The 25,818-nt window shown below is 73.5% G+C and carries 23 protein-coding genes and 1 pseudogene; 6 read left to right on the top strand and 18 right to left on the bottom strand.

The window, feature by feature from the left end; all coding sequences use genetic code 11:
* The 16 genes and pseudogenes from bchD to bchF form a co-directional block, all read right to left on the bottom strand.
* Window positions 1-873: pseudogene (gene bchD / locus ACK8OX_RS17480) on the bottom strand (magnesium chelatase subunit D); the annotation flags it as partial.
* Complete coding sequence (bchI, locus tag ACK8OX_RS17475; protein WP_430665508.1) at window positions 870-1,994, bottom strand: magnesium chelatase ATPase subunit I; 1,125 nt, start codon at window positions 1,992-1,994, stop codon at window positions 870-872. The pseudogene bchD and the gene bchI, both read right to left, overlap by 4 nt.
* A complete protein-coding gene (hemA, locus tag ACK8OX_RS17470; protein WP_430665507.1) occupies window positions 1,991-3,202 on the bottom strand; it encodes a 5-aminolevulinate synthase in 1,212 nt (403 codons plus the stop codon). Before hemA ends, bchI begins: the two co-directional genes overlap by 4 nt.
* Before the next feature lie 109 nt (window positions 3,203-3,311).
* Window positions 3,312-4,121, bottom strand: coding sequence for a putative photosynthetic complex assembly protein PuhE (puhE, locus tag ACK8OX_RS17465; protein ID WP_430665506.1), 810 nt, complete (start codon window positions 4,119-4,121; stop codon window positions 3,312-3,314).
* Window positions 4,122-4,136: 15 nt separating this feature from the next.
* Window positions 4,137-5,243: a magnesium-protoporphyrin IX monomethyl ester (oxidative) cyclase gene (acsF, locus tag ACK8OX_RS17460; RefSeq protein WP_430665505.1), complete on the bottom strand. Its 1,107-nt coding sequence runs from the start codon at window positions 5,241-5,243 to the stop codon at window positions 4,137-4,139.
* A complete protein-coding gene (locus ACK8OX_RS17455; protein WP_430665504.1) occupies window positions 5,243-5,494 on the bottom strand; it encodes a hypothetical protein in 252 nt (83 codons plus the stop codon). Before ACK8OX_RS17455 ends, acsF begins: the two co-directional genes overlap by 1 nt.
* Window positions 5,495-5,566: 72 nt before the next feature.
* Window positions 5,567-6,022 (bottom strand): photosynthetic complex assembly protein PuhC, encoded by a 456-nt coding sequence (gene puhC, locus ACK8OX_RS17450; RefSeq protein ID WP_430665503.1) that lies wholly within the window; start codon window positions 6,020-6,022, stop codon window positions 5,567-5,569.
* An 11-nt stretch (window positions 6,023-6,033) separates the two neighbouring features.
* Window positions 6,034-6,699 (bottom strand): photosynthetic complex putative assembly protein PuhB, encoded by a 666-nt coding sequence (puhB, locus tag ACK8OX_RS17445; RefSeq protein ID WP_430665502.1) that lies wholly within the window; start codon window positions 6,697-6,699, stop codon window positions 6,034-6,036.
* Window positions 6,700-6,701: 2 nt separating this feature from the next.
* Window positions 6,702-7,478 (bottom strand): photosynthetic reaction center subunit H, encoded by a 777-nt coding sequence (puhA, locus tag ACK8OX_RS17440; protein WP_430665501.1) that lies wholly within the window; start codon window positions 7,476-7,478, stop codon window positions 6,702-6,704.
* 21 nt (window positions 7,479-7,499) lie between these two features.
* Complete coding sequence (locus ACK8OX_RS17435; protein ID WP_430665500.1) at window positions 7,500-8,939, bottom strand: PucC family protein; 1,440 nt, start codon at window positions 8,937-8,939, stop codon at window positions 7,500-7,502.
* Complete coding sequence (gene bchM, locus ACK8OX_RS17430; protein WP_430665499.1) at window positions 8,936-9,637, bottom strand: magnesium protoporphyrin IX methyltransferase; 702 nt, start codon at window positions 9,635-9,637, stop codon at window positions 8,936-8,938. The genes ACK8OX_RS17435 and bchM overlap by 4 nt, the downstream gene beginning before the upstream one ends.
* Window positions 9,637-10,545, bottom strand: coding sequence for a ferredoxin:protochlorophyllide reductase (ATP-dependent) iron-sulfur ATP-binding protein (gene bchL, locus ACK8OX_RS17425; protein WP_430665498.1), 909 nt, complete (start codon window positions 10,543-10,545; stop codon window positions 9,637-9,639). The genes bchM and bchL overlap by 1 nt, the downstream gene beginning before the upstream one ends.
* Window positions 10,542-14,156: a magnesium chelatase subunit H gene (locus ACK8OX_RS17420; protein ID WP_430665497.1), complete on the bottom strand. Its 3,615-nt coding sequence runs from the start codon at window positions 14,154-14,156 to the stop codon at window positions 10,542-10,544. The genes bchL and ACK8OX_RS17420 overlap by 4 nt, the downstream gene beginning before the upstream one ends.
* 33 nt (window positions 14,157-14,189) lie before the next feature.
* On the bottom strand, window positions 14,190-15,788 hold the full coding sequence (gene bchB, locus ACK8OX_RS17415; protein ID WP_430665496.1) for a ferredoxin:protochlorophyllide reductase (ATP-dependent) subunit B: 1,599 nt from the start codon (window positions 15,786-15,788) through the stop codon (window positions 14,190-14,192).
* Between the two features lie 4 nt (window positions 15,789-15,792).
* A complete protein-coding gene (locus ACK8OX_RS17410) occupies window positions 15,793-17,061 on the bottom strand; it encodes a ferredoxin:protochlorophyllide reductase (ATP-dependent) subunit N (RefSeq protein WP_430665495.1) in 1,269 nt (422 codons plus the stop codon).
* Window positions 17,062-17,063: 2 nt separating this feature from the next.
* Window positions 17,064-17,648 (bottom strand): 2-vinyl bacteriochlorophyllide hydratase, encoded by a 585-nt coding sequence (bchF, locus tag ACK8OX_RS17405; RefSeq protein ID WP_430665494.1) that lies wholly within the window; start codon window positions 17,646-17,648, stop codon window positions 17,064-17,066.
* Between the two features lie 340 nt (window positions 17,649-17,988).
* Here bchF and ACK8OX_RS17400 point away from each other — a divergent pair, with 340 nt between their 5' ends.
* The 6 genes from ACK8OX_RS17400 to hemC all read left to right on the top strand — a co-directional run bounded on the left by ACK8OX_RS17400 (window position 17,989) and on the right by hemC (window position 24,910).
* Window positions 17,989-18,879 carry a cobalamin B12-binding domain-containing protein gene (locus tag ACK8OX_RS17400; RefSeq protein ID WP_430665493.1) on the top strand — a complete coding sequence of 297 codons (891 nt, stop codon included), beginning with the start codon at window positions 17,989-17,991 and terminating at the stop codon, window positions 18,877-18,879.
* 104 nt (window positions 18,880-18,983) lie between these two features.
* Window positions 18,984-20,408, top strand: a complete 1,425-nt coding sequence (gene ppsR / locus ACK8OX_RS17395; RefSeq protein WP_430665492.1) for a transcriptional regulator PpsR — start codon at window positions 18,984-18,986, stop codon at window positions 20,406-20,408.
* A gap of 3 nt (window positions 20,409-20,411) precedes the next feature.
* A complete protein-coding gene (gene chlG, locus ACK8OX_RS17390; protein WP_430665491.1) occupies window positions 20,412-21,329 on the top strand; it encodes a chlorophyll synthase ChlG in 918 nt (305 codons plus the stop codon).
* On the top strand, window positions 21,326-22,651 hold the full coding sequence (locus ACK8OX_RS17385) for a BCD family MFS transporter (RefSeq protein WP_430665490.1): 1,326 nt from the start codon (window positions 21,326-21,328) through the stop codon (window positions 22,649-22,651). Before chlG ends, ACK8OX_RS17385 begins: the two co-directional genes overlap by 4 nt.
* Window positions 22,648-23,844, top strand: coding sequence for a geranylgeranyl diphosphate reductase (locus ACK8OX_RS17380; protein ID WP_430665489.1), 1,197 nt, complete (start codon window positions 22,648-22,650; stop codon window positions 23,842-23,844). Before ACK8OX_RS17385 ends, ACK8OX_RS17380 begins: the two co-directional genes overlap by 4 nt.
* Before the next feature lie 34 nt (window positions 23,845-23,878).
* Window positions 23,879-24,910 carry a hydroxymethylbilane synthase gene (hemC, locus tag ACK8OX_RS17375; RefSeq protein WP_430665488.1) on the top strand — a complete coding sequence of 344 codons (1,032 nt, stop codon included), beginning with the start codon at window positions 23,879-23,881 and terminating at the stop codon, window positions 24,908-24,910.
* Window positions 24,911-24,920: 10 nt separating this feature from the next.
* On the opposite strand, the gene ACK8OX_RS17370 is transcribed toward hemC, so the two are convergent.
* Together ACK8OX_RS17370 and ACK8OX_RS17365 are read right to left on the bottom strand one after the other, a co-directional pair.
* Window positions 24,921-25,187: a hypothetical protein gene (locus ACK8OX_RS17370; RefSeq protein WP_430665487.1), complete on the bottom strand. Its 267-nt coding sequence runs from the start codon at window positions 25,185-25,187 to the stop codon at window positions 24,921-24,923.
* A gap of 6 nt (window positions 25,188-25,193) precedes the next feature.
* Complete coding sequence (locus ACK8OX_RS17365) at window positions 25,194-25,682, bottom strand: TspO/MBR family protein (protein WP_430665486.1); 489 nt, start codon at window positions 25,680-25,682, stop codon at window positions 25,194-25,196.
* Between the last annotated feature and the right edge of the window lie 136 nt (window positions 25,683-25,818).

The following is a 25,818-nucleotide window of genomic DNA, read 5'->3' as shown; positions in this document are numbered from 1 at the left end:
CTCCTGCAATGCCGCGGCATCCGGCGGCTCGGGCGGGGCCGCATCCTCGGGCGGCGTCTCCGGCGGCGCCTCGGGCGGGGTGTCGGGCGGCCCGTCCTCGGCCGGCTCCTCGGCCGGAAGGCAGGTGGCGCGGGGCGCGAGCACCAGGCGCGCGCCGAGCGCGGCATCCTCCGCCGCGACCCGATCGCGCCCCGCCAGGGCGGCGGCGGCGCGGGCGGCGCGCAGCGCCAGGACCGGCGCGCGCAGGCTGTCGATGCCGAGCGCGGCGGCGGTGCCGCAGAGCGCGGCGACGACCTCCTCCCCTGCCGCCACGGCGGGAAGCCGCGCACGGGCGGCCGCGATGCCGGCGGCGTCCGGCGCCCCGGCCGCGGGCGGCGCATCCGGCTCCAGCCGGAAGGCGAGGCGGTCCAGCAGGGCGGGGGGCGGCGCCTCATCGGGTGCCGCGCCCTCGTCCAGCGCCACCACGCCGATCCGCGCGGGCAGCGCCAGCGACAGGCCGTCGCGCTGCACCAGCGCCTCCCCCGCATCGAGCACGGCGCAGAGCCGGGCGGCGGTGGCGCGTTCGATGCGCTCCGCCATGGCGAGCAGCACGATGCCGCCATGCGCGTCCGCCAGCACGCCGCGTTCGGCCACCTTGCGGCCCGCGGCCAGGGTCGCGGCAAGGTCGAGCCCGCCCAGCAGCCGGCTGTCCGGCACGCCGGGCGGCAGCCTGCGCCAGGGTGTCCCGGCCGGCAGGGCGCCGCGCAGGCGGGCGAGCCAGGCATCCCGCGCGGGGCCGGGCGGGGCGCGCAGCGCCGCGCCGACCAGGCCGGCGGGGTCCACCGCCAGCAGCAGCGCGGCCGCTGCCGCATCGGCCGCGGGCGCGTCGCTCACGCGCCGAGGACCTCCGCCACCGCGCGTTCGACGCGGGTGGTGGAGGCCGCCTCGTCCAGCGGGTTGCGGCGCAGGCGGTGGCGCAGCGCCGGCGCCGCGACACGGGCCAGCTGCGCCGCCGTCACCTCCGCCGCGCCGTCGAGCGCGGCGAGCGCGCGCGCAGCCCGGACCAGCGTCAGCTCGCCGCGCAGCCCGTCGGTGCCGAGGGCGAGGCAGAGCCGCGCCGCCTGTTCCAGCACCGCATCCGCGACGCGCAGCTTCGGCAGGGCGCGGCGTGCGGCGAGGATGCGGCGGCGGATCGCCGCGGCCTCCCCCTCCCATGCCGCGGCGAAGCGGCGCGGGTCGCGTTCGAAGGCGTCGCGGCGCTTCACCACCTCGATCCGCGTCGGCAGGTCGCCGGGCGTGCGGACCTCCACCGACAGGCCGAAGCGGTCGAGCAGCTGCGGGCGCAGCTCCCCCTCCTCCGGGTTGCCGCTGCCGATCAGCACGAAGCGCGCGGGATGGCGGATGGAGATGCCTTCCCGCTCCACCACGTTCTCGCCCGAGGCCGCGACGTCGAGCAGGAGGTCCACGAGGTGGTCCTCCAGCAGGTTCACCTCGTCGATGTAGAGGAAGCCGCGATGCGCGCGGGCCAGCAGCCCGGGCTCGAAGGCCTTCACGCCCTCGGCCAGCGCGCGCTCGATGTCGAGCGCGCCGGCGACGCGGTCCTCGGTGGCGCCGAGGGGAAGGTCCACCACCGGCACCGGCACCGTCTCCGCCACCCGGCGGGGGTCGCGGCGGCAGGCCTCGCACAGCGCGGCGGGGCGGGCGGGGTCGCAGCCGAAGCGGCATCCGGCCACGACCTTCATCGGCGGCAGCAACGCGGCCAGTGCGCGCACCGTGGTGGACTTGCCCGTGCCGCGGTCGCCGAAGACCAGCACGCCGCCCACCGAGGGATCGACGGCGGAGATCAGCAGGGCAAGCTTCATCTCCTCCTGCCCGACGATGGCGGCGAAGGGGAAGGCCGGGCGGCCGCCCAGGGCCGCGCGACGGCGCCGGGCCGGGCGCGAGGGCGGCGCGGGCCGCGTGGCCGCGGCGTCCTCCGCGACGGTGGCCGGAGCCGGTCCCGCCGCGTCCATCATGCCGCGCGCCGCAGCCGGAACTGCGACCACACCGCCTCCAGGCTCTCCACCAGGTGGTCCATGTCGGCATCCGTGTGGACCGGGCCGGGCGTGATCCGCAGCCGTTCCGTCCCGCGCGGGACGGTCGGGTAGTTGATAGGCTGGACGTAGATGCCGTGCCGGTCGAGGAGGAGGTCGCTGATCGTCTTGCACAGCACGGGATCACACACCATCACCGGCACGATGTGGCTGGGGTTGTCGAGGTGGGGGACGTTGATCGCGTCCAGCCGGCGGCGCAGCGTGCGGGCGCGTTCCTGCAGCGTGTCGCGCTCCGCCTGGCTGCCCTTCAGGTGGCGGATCGCCGCCCGCGCGCCTGCGGCGACCGCCGGCGGCAGCGCGGTTGAGAAGATGAAGCCCGAGGCGTGGCTGCGCACGAAGTCGCACATCGCGGCGCTGCCGGCGATGTAGCCGCCGATCACGCCGAAGGCCTTGGCGAGCGTGCCTTCGATGACGGTGACCCGGCGCGCCACGCCGTCGCGTTCCGTGATGCCGCCGCCGCGGGGGCCGTAGAGCCCGGTGGCGTGCACCTCGTCGCAATAGGTCATGGCGCCGAATTCCTCGGCGGCGTCGCAGATCTCCGCGATCGGGGCGATGTCGCCATCCATGGAATAGACGCTCTCGAAGGCCACCAGCTTCGGCGCGCCGGCGGGAAGCCCGGCCAGCACGCGCCGCAGGTCGGCGACGTCGTTGTGGCGGAAGACGCGGCGTTCCGCCCGGCTGTGGCGCATCCCCTCGATCATGGAGGCGTGGTTCATCTCGTCCGAGACGATGACGCAGCCCGGCATGCGGGAGGCGAGGGTGGACAGCGTCGCCCAGTTGGACATGTAGCCGGAATTGAACAGCAGCGCGGCTTCGGTGCCGTGCAGGTCCGCCAGTTCCTCCTCCAGCAGCACATGCTCGCGGTTGGTGCCGGATATGTTGCGCGTGCCGCCCGCGCCCGCCCCGTGGCGGTCCAGCGCCTCGTGCATGGCGGCGAGCACCTTCGGGTGCTGGCCCATGCCGAGATAGTCGTTGCTGCACCAGACCGTCACCTCGCCCTGCGTGCCGTCCCGGTGGCGGGTGGCGCGCGGATAGGCGCCGCGGCGGCGTTCGATCTCGGCGAAGACGCGGTAGCGGCCTTCGCGGCGCAGACCGTCGAGCTGCGAGCGGAAGAAGGATTCGTAGTTCATGCCGGCCCCCCATGATCGGTCGTGGACGCGACGTTGCGCATCCGTGGCGTTCGGGCAGAGTCGCACGGCGCCGCCGCCGCGCGGTTGAGCGACATCAAGCACGGGCGCGTCACGACGGCGCACCCCAGGACGTGGCGGGCCGCGCGGGCCGCGCCGCCGGCGCGCGGGAGGCAAGGCCCCAGCGCCACAGGATGTCGGCCGGGATGGGCATCACCATGAAGACGTGCTCCAGCAGGCCGAGCGCGACGAGGGTGGCGAGCAGCGTGAACCCCACCGCCTGGTGCGGCGTCGCGCCCGGGTCCAGCGCCGCGAGGGAGAGCAGCGCGCAGGCCGTCACCCCCGCGACGACGGAGACCGGGAACAGCAGGTTCATCCGCCGCCGCGCGAAGAAGCTTTCCAGGTGGCGCAGGTGGTCCGGCAGGAACTCCTCCGCCAGGTTGCGCACGCCGAGATAGAGGTTCAGCTTCGCGCTCTGCCGCATCGCCCAGAAGGCGAGGAAGGTCCAGGTGCCGATCCGGTTCGGCGCGCCCCAGGTCAGCGCGACGATCAGCGCGGCCAGCGCCAGGATCGCCAGTTCGTGCCAGAGAATGGCCGCCAGCGCCGCCCGGAACCGCACCCAGCCCCGCGCGCCGGCCGGGCAGGCGCTGCGGCGCGGGCCGGTGACCATGCCGGTCAGGAACGCCACCTCGATCCAGGCCCAGCAGAGCACGCCGCAGACGAAGCCGAGCCAGGCCGCCGCCACCCCGGTGTCCCAGGCCAGCGCGTGCAGCCCCGTCAGCCCGCCGAGCAGCAGCGTGCTTGCCCCCAGCATGGTCCAGCGGAAGGTCTCCCGCCGCAGGCCGTCGAGGTAGAGGATCAGCCCGGTGCTGAACCACCACAGGAACAGCGTGAACAGCGCGGGCAGCCCGTGCTGGGCCATGCGGGGCGCCTTCCCCTACCAGGCCGGCGCGAGGCGCGCGTCGGCGGGCAGGGCGTGGCGCTTCGGCGGGATCAGGTAGAGCCGCGCGAAGCCCGCCGCCGCCGCCACCGAAAGCCCGGCCCGCTTGAGGCCGCCGAGCACGCCGCCCTGCGCCTTCGCGCGGCCGAGCGCGACCGAGATCCGGTTCAGGCGTTCCATGCCGGCGAGGAAGGCGGGGTGGTCCACGTCGAGCGTGACGGGGAAGACCTGCCGGCAGATCTCCTCGGTGATGCGGAAGACGCGCATGTCGTAGTCGGTCGGCGTCATGCCGAGCGCCTTGTGGAATTCGGGGCGGGCATGGTCGCGGACATACATCGTCGCGAAGACGGCAAGCTGGAAGAAGCGCACCCAGTAGCGGTTGGCGCCTTCCAGCAGCTTCGGGTTGGCGCGCATCAGCAGCGCGAAGGCCTCGCCATGGCGGAACTCGTCGTTGCACCACTTCTCGAACCACTTGAAGATCGGGTGGAAGCGCAGTTCCGGGTGGCGTTCGAACTGGCGGAAGATGGTGATGTAGCGGGCGTAGCCGATCTTCTCCGACAGGTAGGTGGCGTAGAAGATGAACTTGGGCTGGAAGTAGTGGTACTTCTTCGCCTTCGTCAGGAAGCCGAGGTCCACGCCGACGCCCACGTCCTTCAGGCTGTCGTTGATGAATCCGGCATGGCGGCTCTCGTCACGCGCCATCACGCCGAACAGGTCCTTCATGTCCGGGTTGGTCACGCGCTTCCTGATCTCGGCGTAGAGCACGCAGCCGGAGAATTCGGCGGTGACGCTGCTGACCAGGAATTCCAGCAACTCCTTCTGGAGGCCCTCCGGCAGCGCCTTCATGTCGAATTCGTCGAATTCGGCGGTGCGGGTGAAGTGGCCCTTGTTCGGGTCCGCGTGGAACTCCGCCATCAGCGCGTCCCACTGCGCGCGCACCGGCTCGATGTCGATGCGGTCCATGGCGTCGAAATCGGTGGTGTAGAAGCGCGGCGACAGCACCGTCTCGGTCAGCGCCATCCGCGTGGCCTCGCCATCGGCGGAAGGGCGCCCGCCCGGCGTCAGGCCGGGGCCGTTCGTGCCCTCGAGGACGAGCGGTTCCATCACGCGGCCTCCTTCGGCTCGAAGCCGCAGTGGTACAGCTCCGTCAACTCGAAGATGGCGACCCATTCGGTCCACCACCGCTCCAGCGCATTGGCGCGGATCACCGTGGCGCGCGTCTGGAACACGACATGCTCGCCGAAGGCCACATGGTCCGGCGCGCCGTGCACCAGCACCCTGTCCCCGGGCCGCAGCGCGATGCCCTCCGGGATGGCGTTGGCGTAGAAGGTGTCCGCGTTGCGTTCGATCTCCACCGTGCACGGCACTTCGACAGTCCGATGTCTGCCGAAGAATGCCCGGCTCGCTCCCCAGCGACCGCTCATTCCTCAATCCTCCTTGGTTGACAGGAAACGCATGAAGGCCTCGGTGTTGGTGCGCCCGAAGGCCGTCATCTCCAGCATCCGGCCGGTGGCCATGTCCTCGAGCGTGAGGCGGCCATCGGCCCAGCGGGTCAGGCGGAACGGCGCCTCCGCGCCGTGCAGGCTCATCCGCCGGTCGCGCGCCAGGCCGCGCATCGCGCCGCGCACGAAGCCGTCCTGGCCGGGCGCGAGCACGATGACGGCACTGCCGTCGCGTGCATCGGTCACCGCGACCCCGCCATCGGCGCGGTCGGCGAAGCGCAGTTCTCGCGCCTGCAGCGCGGGCACGCCGGACAGCCCGGGATCCACGGGCGTCAGCCGCCCGAAGGTGACCAGCGCCAGCGTCGCCGCCACCAGCAGGCCGGCGCCGAGCAGCATGCCCCGCGGGAAGGTGCCGGGGCCTGTCGGGATGGCGTGGGGCATGGCGCGGCGCCTCAGGCCATTGCTTCGGCGGTGGGGCGCGAGGGGGCGTGCGCACCCCCGGCCGCCGGGACCGCCTGCACCGGCATGGAGGCCGAGGCCGCCAGCGCGCGGGAGAGGACCTGCGCCACGGCCTCCGCCTCGGGCAGGGCGCGCAGCGTCGGCTCGGCGCGTGCTACGCGCCAGGGGCGCACATGCGGCCACAGCGCCAGCCAGGAGACGCGGTGCCGCGGCAGCAGCTTCACCGCGATGTCGCCGCTGCCATCCGCGTGCCGCGCCAGGGCGGCGCTGGCGATGGCGGCGAAGGGGATGCCGACCGTCATCGGCAGGGCGATGCCGGTCTGGATGACCAGGCGGCGGCTGGTGATCGAATAGATCGTGCTGCGCCCGTAGAACCAGGCGATCCCCGCCAGCAGCGCCAGCGGCACCGCCCCGATCGCCACCAGCAGGCCCGCGCCCAGCGCCGCCTCGGCGAAGCCCGCACCTTCCGCCGTCAGCGCCGCGCCGCGCCACAGCGCGAGGACCGCGAAATAGACCGCGATCGCGCGCAGGTGCATCGCCCGCGTCGCGATGCCGCGCCAGCCGGGCCGGCCCTGCCAGAGCAGGGCCTCCCCGTCCGGAAGCGCCCCCGGGATGCCGGGGATCGGTTCGCGCTCATGCTCGTTGAAGGTGGCGCGCATGGTCACACCAGCGGTTCGACGCGGTTGGGCGTGGCGTAGAGCTCGCCGCCGCCGAAATAGCCGCTCATCCGGTCCTCCTCGCGCAGGCTCACCTGCGTGGGGTGGGACAGCGTCGGCGCCGCGGCGACCTGCGCGGCCGTCGCGGTCTCGATCCGCACCGGGCCGTCGCCGCGCCAGGTGACGAGGCCGATCGGCACCAGCGTGCGCTTGCCCGTCGCCGCGACCTCCACCTCGACGTAGCGGAACAGGTACTCCGACTTGTCCACCCAGAGATCGGCCACCGTGCCGGCCACCTTGCCGTCGAGGCCGAGCGCGACGCGGCCGCGGATCTCCGGGTCGCCCTCCTCCACGCCCCAGCCCGCGGCGGCGCGCAGCGGGACGACCTTCGGCGTCGCGTCGTCCCAGGTCAGGTCCGGGTGTTCGCTGCGGTTGACGTAGGAGGCGGTGCCGATGCCGGCCTGCATCGGGTCCACCACCGGAACCAGCGGCGCGCCGGGATAGGGGTCGTAGGGTTCGGCGGCTGCGCTGATGTCGCGCTCCGCGGGGCCGTTCGTGCTCACCGTGCCGCCATGCGGCAGGATGAAGTATTTCGGCTTCGGCGTGCCCGGGAAGCCGTGCACCTCCGGCCGGGGCACGCCCGGGCGGTCGGAGACGAGCGGGTAGCCCTCCCGCTTGTCCTCGGTGCGCAGGTAGTAGATCAGCCCCGCGAAGAAGGCGAAGAAGGCGTAGAGCGAGATCGCGGCGAGGTCGAGGAAGACCGGTGTGGCTTGCGCTGGCATGGGGTACCTCCGCGTGTCCCTTCAGATCTGTGCGGGCCCGGCGATGCCGTGGCCCGGTTGCGGCCGCCGCGACGACCCGCCCGTGCCCCGCACGAGCGGCCCGACGACGGCCAGGGTGGTGAACAGCAGCAGGACCTCGATCGCGTAGACGGCGACGTAGCCGGTGGCCGGGCTGCCCAGCGCCTCGCCCAGCGCGCCCTGCGCCGCGAGCGCGCCGACGAGGTCGCGCAGCACGCCGCCGAGCGCGATGGCCGTGCCCGCCGCCGTCGCCTGCACCGCGCCCCAGACGCCGAGCGCGAGGCCGATCTGCCCCGCCGGCGCCACCCGCATGCAGGCGGTAAGCGTCGCATGGGCGAACAGCCCGCCGCCGATGCCGATCAGCGCCGAGCCGAGCGCGAAGACCGCGACGCTGCCGAGCGGCGCGGCGAACACCACCAGGCTGAACGCCAGGATGCCGACCAGCGCGCCATAGGCCGCCAGCCGGTGTGCGTCCGCCCCTGCGCCGAGCCAGCGCGCGCCGGCGATGAAGCCGGCCGCCCCGCCGCCCGCCAGCAGCGCCGTCAGCCCCGTGGTGGCGCCGACGCCGAGGTTCAGGATCTGCCCGCCATAGGGCTCGAGCAGCACGTCCTGCATCGAGAAGCCGGCGGTGCCCAGCCCCGCCGCCAGCAGCCGCCGGTTCCACGGCCCCTGGTGGCGCAGCGCACGGAAGCTCTCGAGGAAGCGGGGCTCGCCGTCCTGCAGGCCGCGCGTGCGGTCGGGGTTGCGGGCCTCCTGCTTCCAGACCGCGACGAAGTTCAGGATCAGCGAGGCGCCGGCGCAGCCCTGGATCACCTGGATCAGCCGGATCTGGCTGAAATCCGCCAGCAGGACGCCGAACACCACCGCCGCGGCAACCATGCCGAACAGCAGCATCAGCGACAGCAGCGCGACCACGTTCGGCTGCGACTTCTGCGGCGCGAGATCGGTGGCCAGCGCCAGCCCCACGGTCTGCACCGTGTGCATCCCCGCCCCGACCAGCAGGAAGGCGATGGCGGCGCTGACCTGCGCCACCCAGGCCGGCGCCCAGGTGTCGCCCGACAGCACGATGAGCGCGAAGGGCATGATGGACAGGCCGCAGAACTGCACGACCGTGCCGAGCCAGAAATAGGGCACCCGCCGCCAGCCGAGGACCGAGCGGTAGTTGTCCGACTTGAAGCCGATCAGCGCCCGCAACGGCGCGAAGACGAGCGGCAGCGCGATCATCGCGGCCACCAGCCCCGCGGGCACGCCGAGCTCCACGATCATGACGCGGTTCAGCGTGCCGATCAGCAGCACCGCCGACATCCCGCAGGAGATCTGGAACAGCGCCAGCCGCAGCAGGCGCGCCATCGGCAGCTCGGCCGAGGTCGCGTCCGCGAAGGGCAGCAGGTGGCTGCCCACCCGGGTCCAGGCGCGCAGGATGCGGGCCTCGATGCGGGTCATCGCCGCCGCATCTCCATCGCGTGGGAGGTGTAGAAGCCGCTGCCCACGCGCCGGTCGCGGCCCTGCGTCCAGCCCTCCAGCCCCGGCTCCGCTGCCAGCAGGCGCCGCAGCGCGGCCTCGGCGACGGGCACGATGGACGGGGCGCGGTCGCCGCGCGGAAACAGGCGCCCCGCCGCGTGCATCGCGGCCAGCAGCGGCGTGCGCGGCGCGAAGGTGAACAGGACGGAGCCCGCGCAGCGCGGCGCGAGCTGCGCCAGCACCCGCGCCACATCCGCCGGGCGGTAATGGATCAGGCTGTCCATCGCAACCACATGGTCGAAGCGGCCGAGCGAGGGGTCGAGCATGTCGCCCACGCGGAACTCCACATGGCCCGTGCCGTGCCGCCCCGCCGCGCGCGCCTCGGCCAGCCCGACCAGGGTGGGGGAGATGTCGATGGCGACCACCTCCGCCCCGCGCCGCGCGGCCTCCACCGCCAGCGCGCCGGTGCCGCAGCCGGCATCCAGCAGGCGCATCCCCGCCATCTCCGCCGGCAGCCAGGACAGCAGCGTCGCGCGCATCTCATCCCGCCCCCGGCGGACGGTGGCGCGGATGCCGCTGACCGGTGCGTCGGAGGTCAGCCTCTCCCACGCCTTCGCCGCCGTGCGGTCGAAATAGGTCTCCAGCTCGCCCCTGCGGGCCTGGTAGCTGACGGTCGGCATCAGTCGAACCCCAGCAGGTCGAAGATCTCGCGGTCCTTGAGCGGCGAGGCGTCGAGCGGCGGCGTCCCCGCCAGCAGCGCCGCCGCCAGCCGCATGTACTCCGCCTGCACGGCCGCGATCTCCTCCGTCGGCTCCATCTCGAACAGGGACTTCTTCGCCAGGCGCGACCGGCGGATCGCGTCGAGGTCCGGGAAATGCGCGAGGGTGCGCAGCCCGGTCGCCGCGTTGAACTTGCCGATCTGGTCGGTGTCGCGGGAACGGTTGACGATGACCCCGCCGAGCCGGACGCCGTAGTTGGCCGACTTCGCCTTGATGGCGGCGACGATCCGGTTCATCGCGAAGATGCTGTCGAAGTCGTTCGCGGCGACGATGATGCCGCGGTCCGCGTGCAGCAGCGGCGCGGCGAAGCCGCCGCAGACGACGTCGCCCAGCACGTCGAAGATGACGATGTCCGTCTCCTCCAGCAGGTGGTGCTCCTTCAGGAGCTTCACCGTCTGGCCGACCACGTAGCCGCCGCAGCCCGTCCCCGCCGGCGGGCCGCCGGCCTCGACGCACATCACGCCGTTGTAGCCTTCGAAGACGAAGTCCTCGGGCCGCAGCTCCTCGGCGTGGAAGCCGACGCCGTCGAGCACGTCGATCACGGTCGGGATCATCCGGCCGGTCAGGGTGAAGGTGCTGTCGTGCTTCGGGTCGCAGCCGATCTGCAGCACGCGCTTGCCCAGCCTGCTGAACGCGACGGAGAGGTTGGAGCTCGTCGTGCTCTTGCCGATGCCGCCCTTGCCGTAGATGGCGAAGACCGTCGCGCCGCCCACCTTGGCCACGCCGTCCATGTGCACCTGCAGGCTGCCCTCGCCGTCGCCGAGGCGGGTCGCCGTGCCGTTGGGCGGTGGTCTCATGATCACTGTCACGCCGCCATCTCCGTGCCGATGCCTTCGAGCCGGTCCTCGAGCTCGTCGCCCGCGCGCCGCAGCGCCTCGAGCATGTCGTCGCTGGGCTGCCAGTAGCGGCGCTCATGCGCCTCGATCAGCCGGTTGGCGATCTTCGCCGAGGCCGCCGGGTTCAGCGCGGCCAGGCGGCGGCGCATCTCCGGGTCCAGCATGAAGGTCTGCGCCAGGTGCTGGTACACCCAGGGCGCGACGCCGCCGGTGGTGGCGGACCAGCCCATCGTGTTCGTCACCTGCGCCTCGATCTGGCGCACGCCCTCGTAGCCATGGGCCAGCAGCGCCTCGAACCACTTGGGATTGAGCGCGCGGGTGCGCGTCTCCAGCGCGACCTGCTCGGCCACCGTGCGCACCGTGCCCTCGCCGCGCGTCTGGTCGCCGACATAGACCGCGGCCTCCACCCCGCCGCGGGCGCGGCGCACGGCGCGGCTGATGCCGCCGAGCGTGTCGAAATACTGGTCGATGGTCGTCAGCCCGACCTCGATGCTGTCGAGGTTCTGGTAGGTGACCTCCACGCTTTCCAGCATGTGCGACAGGACCGCGTCCTGCCGGGCCGGCCGGCCGTCCACGCCGTAGGCGAAGCCCTTGCGGCGCTGCCACGCCTCGGCCAGCTCGTCCTCGTCGGTCCAGAGCCCGGCTTCGAGCATGTTGTTCACATTGGCCCCATAGGCGCCGTCGGCGTTGCCGAAGACGCGCAGGGCCGCCTGCTCGATCCCGCAGCCATGCCGCGCCATGCAGGCCAGGGCGTGGGCACGGACGAAGTTCATCTCCGCCGGCTCCTCGGCGCGGGCGGCCAGCAGCGCGGCCTCGGCCAGCAGCTTCGTCTGCAGCGGCAGCAGGTCGCGGAAGATGCCCGACAGCGTCACCATCACGTCGATCCGCGGTCGGCCGAGCCGTTCGAGGGGGATCAGCTGCGCGCCCGCAAGTCTGCCGTAGCTGTCGTGCCGCGGCTCCGCGCCCATCAGCCACAGCGCCTGCGCGATCGGGCCGCCCTCGGTCTTCAGGTTGTCGGTGCCCCAGAGCACGATGGCCACCGTCTCCGGCAACCCGCGGCCCTCGGCGGCGTGCCGCTCCAGCAGCCGGTCGGCCTGGCGGGCGCCGTCCCGCACCGCGAAGGCGGAGGGGATCCTGAAGGGATCGAAGCCGTGCAGGTTGCGCCCGGTGGGCAGCACCGCCGTGGTCCGCAGCAGGTCGCCGCCCGGCGCGGGGCGGACATAGCCGCCATCGAGCGCGTGCAGGATGGCCGGAAGCTCCGCCTCCGTCGCCAGCAGCGCGTCCAGCCGCGCGCGCTCCGGCCCTTCCGCCACGCCGGCGGCGTCCAGCATCTCGCGCCGCTGGTCGGGGGTCGGCACCTCGCCCACCACATGCAGGCCGTGGGGGATGAGGGTGTATTCCAGTTCCAGCAGCGCGGCGCCGAGCTTCGGCACCTCGGCCGCGGGGTCGGCCCAGGCGGGTTCGGCGGGCGCGAGTTCCACCGCGGCGGCCTGCGCCTGCACGAGCTGCGCCAGGGCGCCCCGCACGCCGGCGTCGCAATCCGGCTCCAGCCCCCGCCAGCGGTCGAGCGAGGCCTTCAGGTCGAGCAGCCCGCGATAGAGCCCCGCATGCGCGACCGGCGGCGTCAGGTATGAGATCAGCGTGGCGCCGGCGCGACGCTTCGCCAGCATCCCCTCCGACGGGTTGTTCGAGGCGTAGAGGTAGAGGTTCGGAAGGTCGCCGATCAGGCGGTCCGGCCAGCATGCGGCGGACAGGCCCGCCTGCTTGCCGGGCATGAATTCCAGCGCGCCATGCGTGCCGAAATGCAGCACGGCATGGGCGCCGAAATCCTCCCGCAGCCAGCGGTAGAAGGCGCTGAAGGCGTGGGTGGGCGCGAAGCCGCGTTCGAACAGCAGGCGCATCGGGTCGCCTTCCCAGCCGAAGCCGGGCTGGACGCCGACGAAGAGGTTGCCGAAGCGGGCGCCGAGGACGTGGATCGTCGCGCCGTCGGACTGCGCGCGGCCCGGCGCCGGGCCCCATTGCCGCTCGATCTCGGCCAGGTGCGGCTCGCGCCGGACATGGTCGTCGGCGGTGATGCGCGCGGCCACGTTGGCAACCGCGCCGAATTGCGCGGCATTGCCGTGGATGACGGCGTCGCGCAGGGCCTCCACGCTGTCCGGCACCTCCACCGCGTAGCCGGCGGCGGCCATCGCCTTCATCGTGTTGTGCAGCGAGGCGAAGACGGAGAGATAGGCGGCCGTGCCGGTGTTGCCGGCATTGGGCGGGAAGTTGAACAGCACCGCCGCCACCTTCCGCTCCGCCCGGCGGCTTCGGCGCAGCGAGACCAGGCGCGCGACGCGGTCGGCGAGGCGCCCGGCGCGCTCGCCCTCCGCCGCCATGTCGCGCCGCCCGTCGCCGGCGGCGGCGGCGGAACGCCCGCCATAGGTCATCGGCCAGGTGGCGCCGTCGAGCTCGGGGATCGCGACCATCATCGTCGCCTCCACCGGCGTCAGCCCGCGCGCGTCGTCGCGCCACTGCTCGATGGTCTGGAATTCCAGCGGATGCGCGGCGAGATAGGGCACGTCGAGCGCGGCCAGCACCTCCTCCGCGGCGCGCGCGTCGTTGTAGGCGGGGCCGCCGACCAGCGAGAAGCCGGTGAGCGAGAGCACGGCATCCACCGCCGGGGCGCCGTCGCGGCGGAAGAAGCGTTCGATCGCGGGACGGTTGTCGAGGCCGCTCGCGAAGGCCGGGACCACGTTCAGCCCGCGCGACTCCAGCGCCGCGATCACGCCGTCATAATGGGCGGCGTTGCCGGCAAGCACGTAGCTGCGCATCACCAGCAGCCCGACCGTGCCGGCGCGGCCGCCGGCCGGAAGCTGCCCCACGCGTTCCGTCACGTGGCCGCCGGGCAGGCGGGGGTGGTAGAGCCCGACCTCCGGGTAGTGTTCGGGCGGCGCCACCTTCAGCGTGCCCGCCAGCGCGCGGCGCGGCCCTGCGGCGTAGCGGTTGACCAGCATCCGCACGAGGTTGGCGAGGTTGCCGGGCGACCCCGCCAACCAGTACTGCAGCGCCAGGAAATAGGCCCGCAGGTCCTGCGCCGTGCCGGGGATGAAGCGCAGCAGCCGCGGCAGTTCCCGCAGCATCCGCATCTGCCCCTTGCCCGAGGAGGGCGAGGCCTTCGCCCCCTTCCCGCCGCGCAGGCGCTTCAGCAGGCCCATGATGCCCGTCGCCTCGGCCCCCATGTCGAAGCGGCCGATGCGCGTCAGCCGCATCACTTCCCCGGCGGACAGGCAGCAGACCATCGCGTCGCAGGTGTCGCGCCGGGCGGCGAGCGCGGGCAGCACGGCGCGGATGTGGTCCTCGAGGAACAGCATCGCGGCGACGACGATGTCGCCGCGCGCGATGTCGGCCAGGCAGTCCGCAAGGGCGGCCGGGTCGGAACCCCATTCGTCGGCGGCGTGGACGGCGAGTTCGAGGCCCGGCACCTCCCGCCGCAGCGCCGCGCGCGCCTGCATCATCGCGCTGGCCAGGTGGCTGTCCATCGTGACGATGACGACGCGCATGGACGGCGCGGCGACCGCGGCGAGGTTCACGCCGTCCGGCATGGGCGTCTCCTGCAGGGGCGGTGCGATGCCGCGTCAGCGGCTGAAATGCGCCTTGGCATCGTACAGCGTCTCGACGGTGATGGTCGCGATGCCGCGGTCGGCGGCGTAGCGTTCGGTGTTCCGTCGTGCCTTGCCGCGCACGAAGAACGGGATCTTGCGAAGCTCCTGTTCCGCATCGGTGCCCCAGGCGGGGGAAGGGTCGCCCGCGACGGCGTGGGGAGTCACCGTCGCGGGCGCGGGCGCGGGCTGCGCGGCGGGCGCGGCCCCTCGGCCCATCTCCGGCACGCGCCCCGCCTCGCCGAGATGCGAGGCGCGCGCGCCGTCATGGAATTCGAAATCCTCCCGGAACATGCCAAGCAGGTGTTCCTCGAGGCCCATCATCAGCGGGTGGACCCAGGTATCGAACAGCACGTTCGCGCCCTCGTCGCCCATCTGGGGCGAGGTGCGAGCCGGGAAGTCCTGCACATGCACGGGCGCCGAGATCACGGCGCAGGCGATGCCGTGCTTCTTGGCGACGTGGCGTTCCATCTGCGTGCCGAGCACGAGTTCGGGCTGCAGCGCCGCGATCGCCTGCTCGACCTCGAGGTAGTCGTCGGTCAGCAGCGGCTCCACGCCGTGCCGCTTCGCGGCTTCCCGGACCTCGCGCCCGAATTCGCGGGAATAGCTGCCGAGGCCGACGACCTGGAAGCCGAGTTCCCCGGCGGCGACCCGCGCGGCGGCGATCGCGTGCGTCGCATCGCCGAAGATGAAGACGCGCTTGCCCGTCAGGTAGGTGCTGTCGACCGAGCGCGCGTACCAGGGCGCGCGCAGCGCATCGGCTTCGGACGGCACCTCGGCGCCGGCGAGGCGCGCGACCTCGGCGCGGAAGTCGCGCGTCGCGCCGGCGCCGATCGGCACGGTGGTGGTGAAGGGCTGGCCGAAGCTGCGCTTCAGCCAGGACGCCGCGGTCCCCGCCACCTCCGGATAGAGCACCACGTTGAAGTCGGCCTCACCCAGCCGCGCGAGGTCGGCGGGCGTCGCGCCGAGCGGGGCCGTGACATGCACCTCGATCCCCATGGCGCCGAGCAGCTTCGTCACCTCCGCCACGTCATCGCGATGGCGGAAGCCGAGGGCGGTGGGGCCGAGGAGGTTGCAGCGCGGGGCGGCACCGGGGGGGCGCGGGGCGCGCGGCGTGCCGGGGGGCGGGACCGCAGGGCCGGCGCAGGCGCGGACCAGCTGGTAGAAGGTCTCCGCCGCGCCCCAGTTCTCCTTCCGCTGATAGGCCGGCAGTTCGAGCGGCACGACCGGGATGGGCAGGCCGAGCGTGCGGGCGAGCCCGCCGGGATCGTCCTGGATCAGCTCCGCCGTGCAGGACGCGCCGACGATCATCGCCTGCGGGCGGAAGCGTTCGTACGCATCGCGCACCGCGGTCCTGAACAGCTCTGCCGTGTCGCCGCCGAGGTCGCGCGCCTGGAAGGTGGTGTAGGTGACGGGCGGGCGCCTGCCCCGCCGCTCGATCATGGTGAACAGCAAGTCGGCATAGGTGTCGCCCTGCGGCGCGTGCAGCACGTAGTGCACGCCTTCCATCGCCGTGGCCACGCGCATCGCGCCCACATGGGGCGGCCCCTCGTAGGTCCAGACGGCGAGCTGCATGGCGCTACGCCTCCAGCCGGGCGCGGCGCGCGAGCGGGCGCGCGAAGAGCTCGGCCAGGTCGCCCGCCTGGTCGTAGCCCTGGATGGGGGTGAAGACGAGCTCGATCGACCATTTGGTCGCGAAGCCCTCCGCCTCCAGCGGGTTGGCGAGGCCGAGTCCGCAGACCGTGAGATCGGGCCGCGCCGCTCGGCAGCGATCGAGCTGCCGCTCGACGTCCTGGCCCTCGGACAGCAGCGGCCCGGCAGGCAGCAGGGCCAGTTCCTCGGCCATGTGGGCGCGGTGCAGGAACGGCGTGCCGATCTCCACCGGCCGCATCCCGAGCTCACGCGAGAGAAAGCGCGCCAGCGGGATCTCGAGCTGGCTGTCGGGGAACAGGAACAGGCTGCGGCCTTCGAGCATGGCGCGCCGCGGCGCGAGGGCGGCGCGGGCGCGGGCCTCGCCGGCCGCGGTGGCCTCGCGGATGCGGGCGTCCGGCGTGCCCCAGGCCTCGGCGGCGGCGCGGAGCCAGAGCGTCGTGCCCTCCGCGCCCAGCGGGAAGGGCGCGGCGATGCGGCGTGCGCCGCGTCCTTCCAGCGCACGCGCCGCATCGGCCAGGAAGGGCTGGGCCAGCAGGTAGCGCGTGCCGGGGCCGACCGGCGGCAGCTCCGCCGCGCGGCGCGACGGCAGGAAGCGCACCGGCCCGACGCCGAGCGCGGCGAAGAGCCGCAGCAGCTGGTCCTCCACCACCTCCGCCAGCGCGCCGACGACGAGGAGGGAGCGCGCGGTGCCCGGCTCGGCCGGCATCTCCGGCACCAGCGCGGCGAGGCAGGCATCCTCGCCCTGGGTGAAGGTGGTCTCGATGCCGGAGCCGGAGTAGTTCAGCACCCGAACGGCCGGGGCGAAGCGCCGCGACAGCCGCTGCGCCGCGCGGGAGAGGTCGAGCTTGATGACCTCCGACGGGCAGGAGCCGACGAGGAACAGCATGCGGATGTCGGGCCGCCGTTCCAGCAGGCGGGCCACCACGCGGTCCAGCTCGTCGTTGCAGTCTGCGAGGCCCGCGAGGTCGCGTTCGTCGATGATGGCGGTGGCGAAGCGGGGCTCGGCGAAGATCATGACGCCGGCGGCGGATTGCAGCAGATGCGCGCAGGTGCGGCTGCCGACCACCAGGAAGAAGGCGTCCTGGATCTTGCGGTGCAGCCAGACGATGCCGGTGAGGCCGCAGAACACCTCGTGCTGGCCGCGCTCGCGCAGCACCGGTGCGGCGGCGCAGCCCGTGGAAGGGTCCGCGGCCATGCTCACACGGCCCCCAGCGGGCCGCGCATGTGGCGGGATTCGGCGCGGCGCGCGGCGCGCAGCTTCATCACGAACTGCGTGGCGTTGACGACGTAGGCGGCATAGGCCGCGAGCGCCAGCCACATCTGCCCCGACGCCTCGCCGATGCCGCCGAGCACCGCGCCGAGATAGGCGGTGTGGAGCGCGAGGACGAGCATGCTGAACATGTCCTCCCACCAGAAGGCGGGGGCGAAGAGGTAGCGGCCGAAGACCTCCTTCTCCCAGATGCAGCCCGTGACCATGATCGTGTAGAGCACCAGCGTCTTCAGCACGACGGAGGCGGTCGCCGCGGCGAAGCCCTCGCCGGTCGCGAGGTAGTTCAGCACCAGGCCGAGGCTGACGAGGAAGACGAGGAACTGCAGCGGCGCGAGCACGCCCTGCACCACGGTCCAGGGCGATGCATCGCGGCGGCGCCGCTCCTCCGGCGTGTAGAGCGGCTGTGGGACCGTGCGCGGCGCGGCGCGGCCGTGGCGGCGGCCGGCGGCGGCACCCCAGGGCGATCCGTCCAGCGCCTCGAGGAGGCCTCCCAGTCCGTTCGTTGTAAGCATTTCTTGACAACCCTCCGTCAAAGCGGGTCCGCTGTCAGTCAAGTCAGGCAGACCGAGCGGTGAAGCGGCCTGCCCTGGGGGGATAATCCGCTGAAAACCGACCTTTCCGGCACTGCCATCGGGTCGTTCTGCACCGGCTTTCTCCCCACCCGCGCTGTGTTCGAGGGAGGCTAGAAGGCCACCGGCAGGAGTGTCAAGGACGATTGACGTAAATCGGCATTGACATCTGGCGGCAGTGGGCATGAAGTAGCGACAGGAGAGGGCGATGGCCTCGAAACCCATGGTCGCTGGACCGCAGACGGCAGATCTGCGCAACGCGCCACAAGACGGCGGACACGCGATGCCATGTGCCCTCGGCCTCACGGCGGACCTGGCGCAGACCCGCAACCCGGCGGTGCCCGATCCACGCCGCCACGCCCCCTTCGCCGCGCCCGCATACAACGTCGCCGAGCGGCGCCGCGGCGCCCTGCTCGCCCGCACGCTGGAGACGGAGGTGATTCCCCGCCTCGTCCTCGCGCGGCGCGGCGCGGCGGCCCATGCCGAGGTGCCGGGCGCCGAGTGCGCGGTGGCGGCGGAGGATGTGGCCCTGCTCGCCGGGCTCGTCACCCACAACGACCTGCCGGGCGGGATGGCCCATCTCGGCGTGCTGCGCGCCCGCGGCATCCCCATCGAGAGGCTGTATCTCGACCTGCTCGCCCCCGTCGCGCGCCGCCTCGGCGAGATGTGGGAGGAGGACCGCTGCGACTTCACCACGGTCACCATCGGCCTGTGCTGCCTGCAGCAGTTGGTGATGGAGCACAGCGCCGCCTTCCGGCCGCGCGCCGCGCCGCGCGACCTGGACCGCCGCGTGCTCCTCACGCCCCTGCCGGGCGAGCAGCACAGCTTCGGGCTGCTGATGGTGGGCGAGTTCTTCCGCCGGCAGGGCTGGGACGTGCACAGCGCCACCGGCGCGGGCGCGCGCGAACTTGCCGCGCTGGTGCGGCGGCAATGGTTCGCGATGGTCGGCCTGTCCGTCTCCTCGGACAGCCGGCTGGAGGGGCTGGCCTCCATCATCCGGGAACTGCGGCGGGAGTCCCGCAACCGGCAGCTTGGTGTGCTGGTGGGGGGGCGCGTGTTCAGCGAACAGCCGGAACTCGCCACCCTCGTCGGGGCGGACGCCACCGCGCAGGACGGCCAGCAGGCGGTGCTGAAGGCGGAGACCATGCTCGCCTTGCTCGGCCGCGAGGATTGAGGGCCTGCCGGGCCGCGGCGCTGCGTTGTCAAGCAGACTTCACGTTGACGACCAGGAGGGGTGGTTTGAGAAGGGGTCCCCTGGGATGAAGGACGGGATGCCTCGTGAAAGCGTTCAGAACCCCCGGGACGTCGCTCGGACAGCTCGATGCGGAGGCCGCAGCGGGCCTCGTCGTCGCGGCGACGGATCTGGCCCTCGTGCTCGATGACGCCGGCACCATCCGCGACGTCGCGATCGGCAGCGACGACCTGGCCGCCGACCTCGACGGAGCCGAGGAGTGGCGCGGCCGCCGCTGGGTGGACACCGTCGCGCCGGACAGCCGCGGCAAGGTGGAAGCCTTGCTGAAGGCGCGCCCGGGCGATGGCGGGCCGCGTTGGCGGCACGTCAACCAGATGGCGCCGCCGCGCGGCGCTCTGCCGGTGCTCTGCGCCGTCGCGCCGATGGGGCCGGATGGCGGGCGCATCGTGCTCGGCCGCGACCTGCGCGGGGTGTCGCAGCTGCAGCAGCGCCTGGTCGAGGTGCAGCAGTCGATGGAGCGCGACTATTCGCGCCTGCGCCAGGCGGAGACGCGCTACCGCCTGCTGTTCCAGATGTCGGTCGACCCCGTGCTGATCCTGGATGGCGAGACGCAGCGCATCCTGGAGGTGAACCCCGCGGCGCAGCAGCTTCTCGGCCGCGCCGGGCGGCGCTTCGCGGGCCGCACGCTGACGGAACTGTTCGTGCCGGAAGACCGGCAGAAGGTCACCGCCCTGCTCGCCGCGCTGCGCAGCGCGGGGCGGGCGGAGGACCTGCGCGCGCGCCTGGTCGAGGGCGGGCAGGACGTGCAGGTCGGCGCGTCCACCTTCCGGCAGGAAGGCGGGCTGCTGTTCCTGATGCGCCTCAGCCTGACGCGCGGCGCCCCCGCCATCATGGTGCCGGAAGCGAAGACGCGCCTGCTGAAGGTGGTGGAGGGCGTGCCGGACGCCTTCGTCGTCACCGACGCGCAGGCGCGCATCCTGACCGCCAACCCCGCCTTCCTCGACATGGTGCAGGTGACGAGCGAGGACCAGGCGCGCGGCGAGCCGCTGGACCGCTGGCTGGGCCGGCAGGGGGTGGAGCTCGACGTGCTGCTGACCAACCTGCGCAACCGCGGCTCGGTCCGGCTCTACGCCACCACCATGCGCGGCGACCTCGGCGGCGCGACGGAGGTGGAGATCTCCGCAGTCGCCGTGCTGAACGGCGGACAGCCCTGCTTCGGCTTCTCCATCCGCGACATCGGCGCGCGGCTGAAGCCGGCGCGCAACCTCAACGGCGCCACGCGGTCGGTCGAGCAGCTGACGGAGCTGATCGGCCGCGTGCCCCTGAAGGACCTGGTGCGGGAGGCGACGGACGCGATCGAGCGGCTGTGCATCGAGGCGGCGCTGCAGATCACCGGCGACAACCGCGCCTCGGCGGCGGAGATGCTCGGGCTCAGCCGGCAGAGCCTCTACGTGAAGCTGCGGCGCTACGGGCTCGGCGACCTCGCGGGCGACGACGGGGCGGAAGGATAGGGCATGGCGGCACCGGCACCCCTTTCGGCAGGCGGCGCGGCGCAGGGGCGCCCGCATCCCGCCGTGGTGCTGGAACTGCTGAAGCCGATCACCTGGTTCCCGCCGATGTGGGCCTTCGGCTGCGGCGTCGCGTCTTCGGGCGCGTCGCTGGCCGCGGGCTGGCCGATGGCGGTCGTCGGCATCCTGCTGGCGGGGCCGCTGGTCTGCGGCATGAGCCAGGCCGTGAACGACTGGTTCGACCGCCATGTGGATGCGGTGAACGAACCGGGACGCCCCATCCCCTCGGGCCGGATGCCGGGGCGGTGGGGCCTGCGCGTCGCGCTCGGCTGGAGCGCGCTGTCGCTTGCGGTCGGCGCGCTGCTCGGCCCCTGGGGCTTCGCGGCGACGGTGGTGGCGGTCGCGCTCGCCTGGGCCTATTCGGCGCCGCCGCTGCGGCTGAAGGCGAATGGCTGGTGGGGGAACCTCGCCTGCGGGCTCAGCTACGAGACGCTGCCCTGGGTCACCGCCGCGGCCGTGCTGTCGGGCGGCGCGCCCGATGCGCGGGTGGTGGCGGTCGCGCTGCTCTACGGGCTCGGCGCGCATGGCATCATGACGCTGAACGACTTCAAGTCGATCGAGGGCGACCGACGCTTCGGACTGGACTCCATCCCCGTGCTGCTGGGGGCGGACCGCGCGGCCGCCTTCGCCTGCTGGGCGATGGCGGTGCCGCAGGCGGTGGTGGCCGGGCTGCTGGCCTGGTGGGGGGCGGGGCTCGCCGCACTGGCGGTGCTCGCGCTGCTGGCGGCGCAGGGCCTGGCGATGCGGCGGATGCTGCGCGACCCGCGCGGGCTGGCCCCCTGGTACAACGGCACCGGCGTCACGCTCTATGTCGCAGGGATGATGGTGACGGCCTTCGCCGTCGCGCCGGGGGGCGCGCCATGAACCCGCCCCCGCTCGGCTGGTTCGGCATCGTCCGGCTCGGCCTCGTGCAGACCTCGCTCGGCGCCATCGTCGTGCTGACCACGGCGGCGCTGAACCGCGTGATGGTGGTGGAACACGCCTTGCCGGCGACGCTGCCGGGGGTGCTGGTCGCGCTGCACTACGCGGTGCAGATGCTGCGCCCGCGGCTCGGCCACGGGTCGGACCAGGGCGGGCGGCGCACGCCCTGGATCATCGGCGGCATGGCGGCGCTGGCCCTCGGCGGCGTCCTGGCCGCGGTGGCGACGGCCTGGATGGGCACGGCGCTGCTGCCGGGCGTGGCGCTGGCGGTGGTAGCCTTCCTGCTGGTCGGGCTCGGCGTCGGCGCGGCCGGCACCTCGCTGCTGGTGCTGCTGGCCGCGCGCGTCGCGCCGGCGCGCAAGCCGGCGGCGGCGTCGCTGGTCTGGATCATGATGATCGCGGGCTTCGTCGTGACCACCGCCGTCGCGGGCCGTCTGCTCGATCCCTATTCGCCCGGGCGGCTGGTCGCGGTCGCCGCCGGCGTATCGGCGCTGGCCTTCCTGCTGGCCCTCGCGGCGGTCGCGGGGATCGAGGGGAAGGCGGCGGCACCGGCCGGGGCACGGCGCCCGGCCGCCTTCCTGCCCGCCCTGAGGGAGGTATGGGCCGAGCCGGTGGCGCGCCACTTCACCGTCTTCGTCTTCCTCTCCATGCTCGCCTACAGCGCGCAGGACCTGATCCTGGAGCCCTTCGCGGGCACCGTCTTCGGCATGACGCTGGGCGAGACGACGCGGCTGTCCTCCCTGCAGCATGGCGGCGTTCTCGCGGGGATGATCGTCATCGCCCTCGTCGGCAGCCTGTCGGGCGGGCGGGTGGAGGTGCTGCGGCGCTGGACCATCGGCGGCTGCGCCGCGGCCTGCCTGATCCTGCTGGCCCTGGCGGCGGCGGGCATCACGGGGACGGCCTTCCCCCTGCGGGAGAGCTTCTTCGCGCTCGGCCTCGCCAACGGCGCCTTCGCGGCCGCCGCCATCGCCACGATGATGCAGCTCGTCTCCCGCGGGGGCGGCGGGCGGGACGGCGTGCGGATGGGGATGTTCGGGGCGGCGCAGGCCATCGCCTTCGGGCTCGGCGGGCTGGCCGGCACGGTGGTTCTCGACCTCGGGCGGCTGGCCACGGGCAGCGCGGGCGGCGGCTATGTCGTGGTGTTCCTTGCCGATGCGGCGCTGTTCCTCGCCTCCGCGCTGCTGGCCCGGCGCATCGGGCGCGCGCCGGGCGAGGCCGCGCGCGGGCGCGATGCGGGGATCACGGGGAAGGAAGCGGCGGCATGACCGAGAGCATCGACGTGGTCGTGGTCGGCGGCGGGCCCGCGGGCGCGACGGCGGCGCACGACCTGGCGCGGCAGGGGCGTTCGGTCCTGCTGCTGGACAAGGCGGGCCGCATCAAGCCCTGCGGCGGCGCCATCCCGCCGCGGCTGATCCGCGACTTCGACATCCCCGCGGCGCTGATCGTCGCGCGCATCACCTCCGCCCGCATGGTCGCGCCATCCGATCATGCGGTCGACATGCCGATCGACACCGGCGGCTATGTCGGCATGGTGGACCGCGACGCCTTCGACGAATTCCTCCGCGCCCGGGCGGCGGAGGCCGGCGCGCTGCGCCGCACCGGCACCTTCGAGACGCTGTCGCGCGACCCCGACGGAACCGCCGTCGTGGAGTACCGCCCGAAGGACGCGCCGGACGATGCGCCGCCCGCGCGCATCCGCGCGCGGCTCGTCATCGGCGCCGACGGCGCGCGCAGCGGCGTGGGCCGGCAGGCCGTGCCGGGGGCGGAGAAGGTGAAGTGCGTCTTCGCCTATCACGAGATCGTCGCCGCCCCGCAGGGCGAGGCACCGGCCTATGACGCGAACCGCTGCGACGTGTACTACCAGGGCCGCCTGTCGCCGGACTTCTACGCCTGGATCTTCCCGCATGGCGACAAGGTCAGCATCGGCACCGGCTCGGCCCGCAAGGGTTTCTCGCTGCGCGGTTCGGTGGGGGAGTTGCGCGCGGCCACCGGGCTCGACCGCGTGCGCACCCTCCGGCGCGAAGGCGCGCCCATCCCGCTGAAGCCGCTGCGGCGCTGGGACAACGGGCGGGACGTGCTGCTCGCGGGGGATGCCGCGGGCGTGGTCGCGCCGGCGAGCGGGGAGGGCATCTACTACGCCATGCTGTGCGGGCGCCTCGCCGCCGAGGCGGCCGAGGAATTCTGCACGACCGGCGATGCGCGCGCGCTGCGGCTCGCGCGGAAGCGCTTCATGAAGGCGCATGGGCGCGTCTTCTGGATCCTCGGGATCATGCAGTATTTCTGGTACTCGTCGGACAGGCGCCGCGAGAAGTTCGTCAAGATCTGCGAGGACAAGGACGTCCAGCGCCTGACCTGGCAGTCCTACATGAACAAGGAACTCGTCCGCCGCGACCCGATGGCGCATGTGCGGATCTTCTTCAAGGACCTTGCGCACCTGTTCGGCCTGGCCAGGGCCTGACCATGCGCGCCGCCACCCCCGGAGCCTTCGCCGAATGAAACTGTCCTCGCTCGACCAGACGCAGCAGAGGCTGCGCCCCCAGGGTGGCGCCCACCGGCAGCGCGGGGGCTCGACCCGCACGCTGCCCCTGAAGGTCGGCACCCGCGGCTCGCCGCTCGCGCTCTGGCAGACGCGCCACTTCCTCGACCTCATCACCCGCGTCTGCCCGCTGCTGCGGGAGGTGGAGGCCTTCGAGGAGCATGTGATCGCCACCTCCGGCGACCGGGTGCAGGACAGGCCGCTGGCCGACATCGGCGGCAAGGGGCTGTTCGCGAAGGAAATCCACGAGGCCCTGTCCGACGGCCGCGTGGACTTCGCCGTCCACAGCCTGAAGGACCTCGAGACCGAACTGCCGCCCGGCATCGTGCTGGCCTGCACGCTGCGGCGCGAGGATCCGCGCGACGCGCTGGTCACCGGGCCGACCTGCGGCGGCGCCGCGCCGGACGACCCCTATGCCTGCCTGCCGCGCGGCGCGCTGGTCGGCACCGCCTCCGTCCGGCGGCAGTCGCAGCTGCTGCATGCGCGGCCCGACCTGCGGGTGGAGATCATCCGCGGCAATGTCGGCGCGCGGCTGCGGAAGGTGCGGGCCGAGGGCGGGCCGGAGGCGTCCCTCCTCGCGCTCGCGGGCCTCCGCCGGCTGGAGATGGAGCACGAGGCGGCGGTGGCGCTGGATGCCGAGGTGATGGTGCCCGCCGCGTGCCAGGGCGTCATCGGCGTGACCGTGCGCGCGGACGATGTCGAGCTGCGCGAGATGCTGTCGATCATCGAGGACCGCGAGTCGGCCGCGGCCAGCGCCGCCGAACGCGCCCTGCTGTCGGAGCTGGACGGGTCCTGCCGCACGCCGATCGGTGGACATGCGCGGCTGCTCGGCGACGGGCTGATGCGGTTGACGGGGCTGGTGGCGCGGGCGGATGGCAGCTTCCTGCTGAAGCGCCATGTCACGGGCGCCGCCGCCGATGCGGCGCGCATCGGGCGCGAACTGGGCGAGAGCCTGCGCGGCGACGCCCCGGCCGACATCTTCGGCTAGGGGCGGCGCCTCAGCCCCGCCACCGCCCGCGGAGATCGGCCAGATGCGCGGCCAGTGCCGCGAGCAGGCAGAGCGCGACCCAGCCCCACCAGCCGCCGGTCAGCGCGACGCGGAGCGCCAGCACCAGCGCCGCGCCCGGCAGCACCAGCGCCATCACGGCGCCGGGCGATGGCCCGCGCCCGCTGCGGCGCCGCCAGGCCAGCAGCAGCGCCGCCTCCGCCGCCATCACCAGCAGCACCAGGTCGGCGGCGCGGCCGCTTGCGAAGAACTCCTCCACGGCGCCTCACGGGAAAGGTGCGTTGATCCTGACCAGGGAGAGATTCAACGCCGTGGCGAAGCCCGTCCAGAGCAGATAGGGCAGCAGCCACCACCCCGCCCCCGGCGCGCGGCGTCCCACCGCCAGCATCAGCACCGGCACCGACAGCGTCAGCATCGCGGCTTCCGGCAGGGCCCAGTCGGGGCGGCGATGCGCGAAGAACAGCAGCGGCCAGAGGAAGTTGAGGAACAGGTTCGCGCCGAGCGCGAGGGCCAGCCCCCGCCGCCGGTCCGGCGCCGCCCGCCATGCCCGGCGGGCGGCCAGGAAGATCAGCACATAGATCGCGCCCCAGACGATCGGCACCACCCAGTCCGGCGGCTGCCACCAGGGCCGCCCGAGGCCGAGGTACCAGCGCAGCATCCCGCCCGGCGACAGGTCGCCGGTCAGCGCGACGCCGAGCAGGACGAGCAGCGCGGCGCCGGCAGCGAGCGGGGTCGCGCCCGCCCCCCGCATCATGCGTCACCGTCCCGCCACGCGTCCGGCCCGGCCTTGCCACGAAGAATTGCCATACCGGGCCAACGAAGCGGCCGGGCCGGCGTTCCTGGCGAAGGCTTGCACTCCCCGGGGGTGCCGCCATCTCCCGCCCGCCGGG

Source organism: Falsiroseomonas sp. CW058, from assembly GCF_050563535.1.
In the GTDB taxonomy this organism is placed as follows: domain Bacteria; phylum Pseudomonadota; class Alphaproteobacteria; order Acetobacterales; family Acetobacteraceae; genus Falsiroseomonas.
This window is presented reverse-complemented; position numbering and strand designations above follow the sequence as displayed.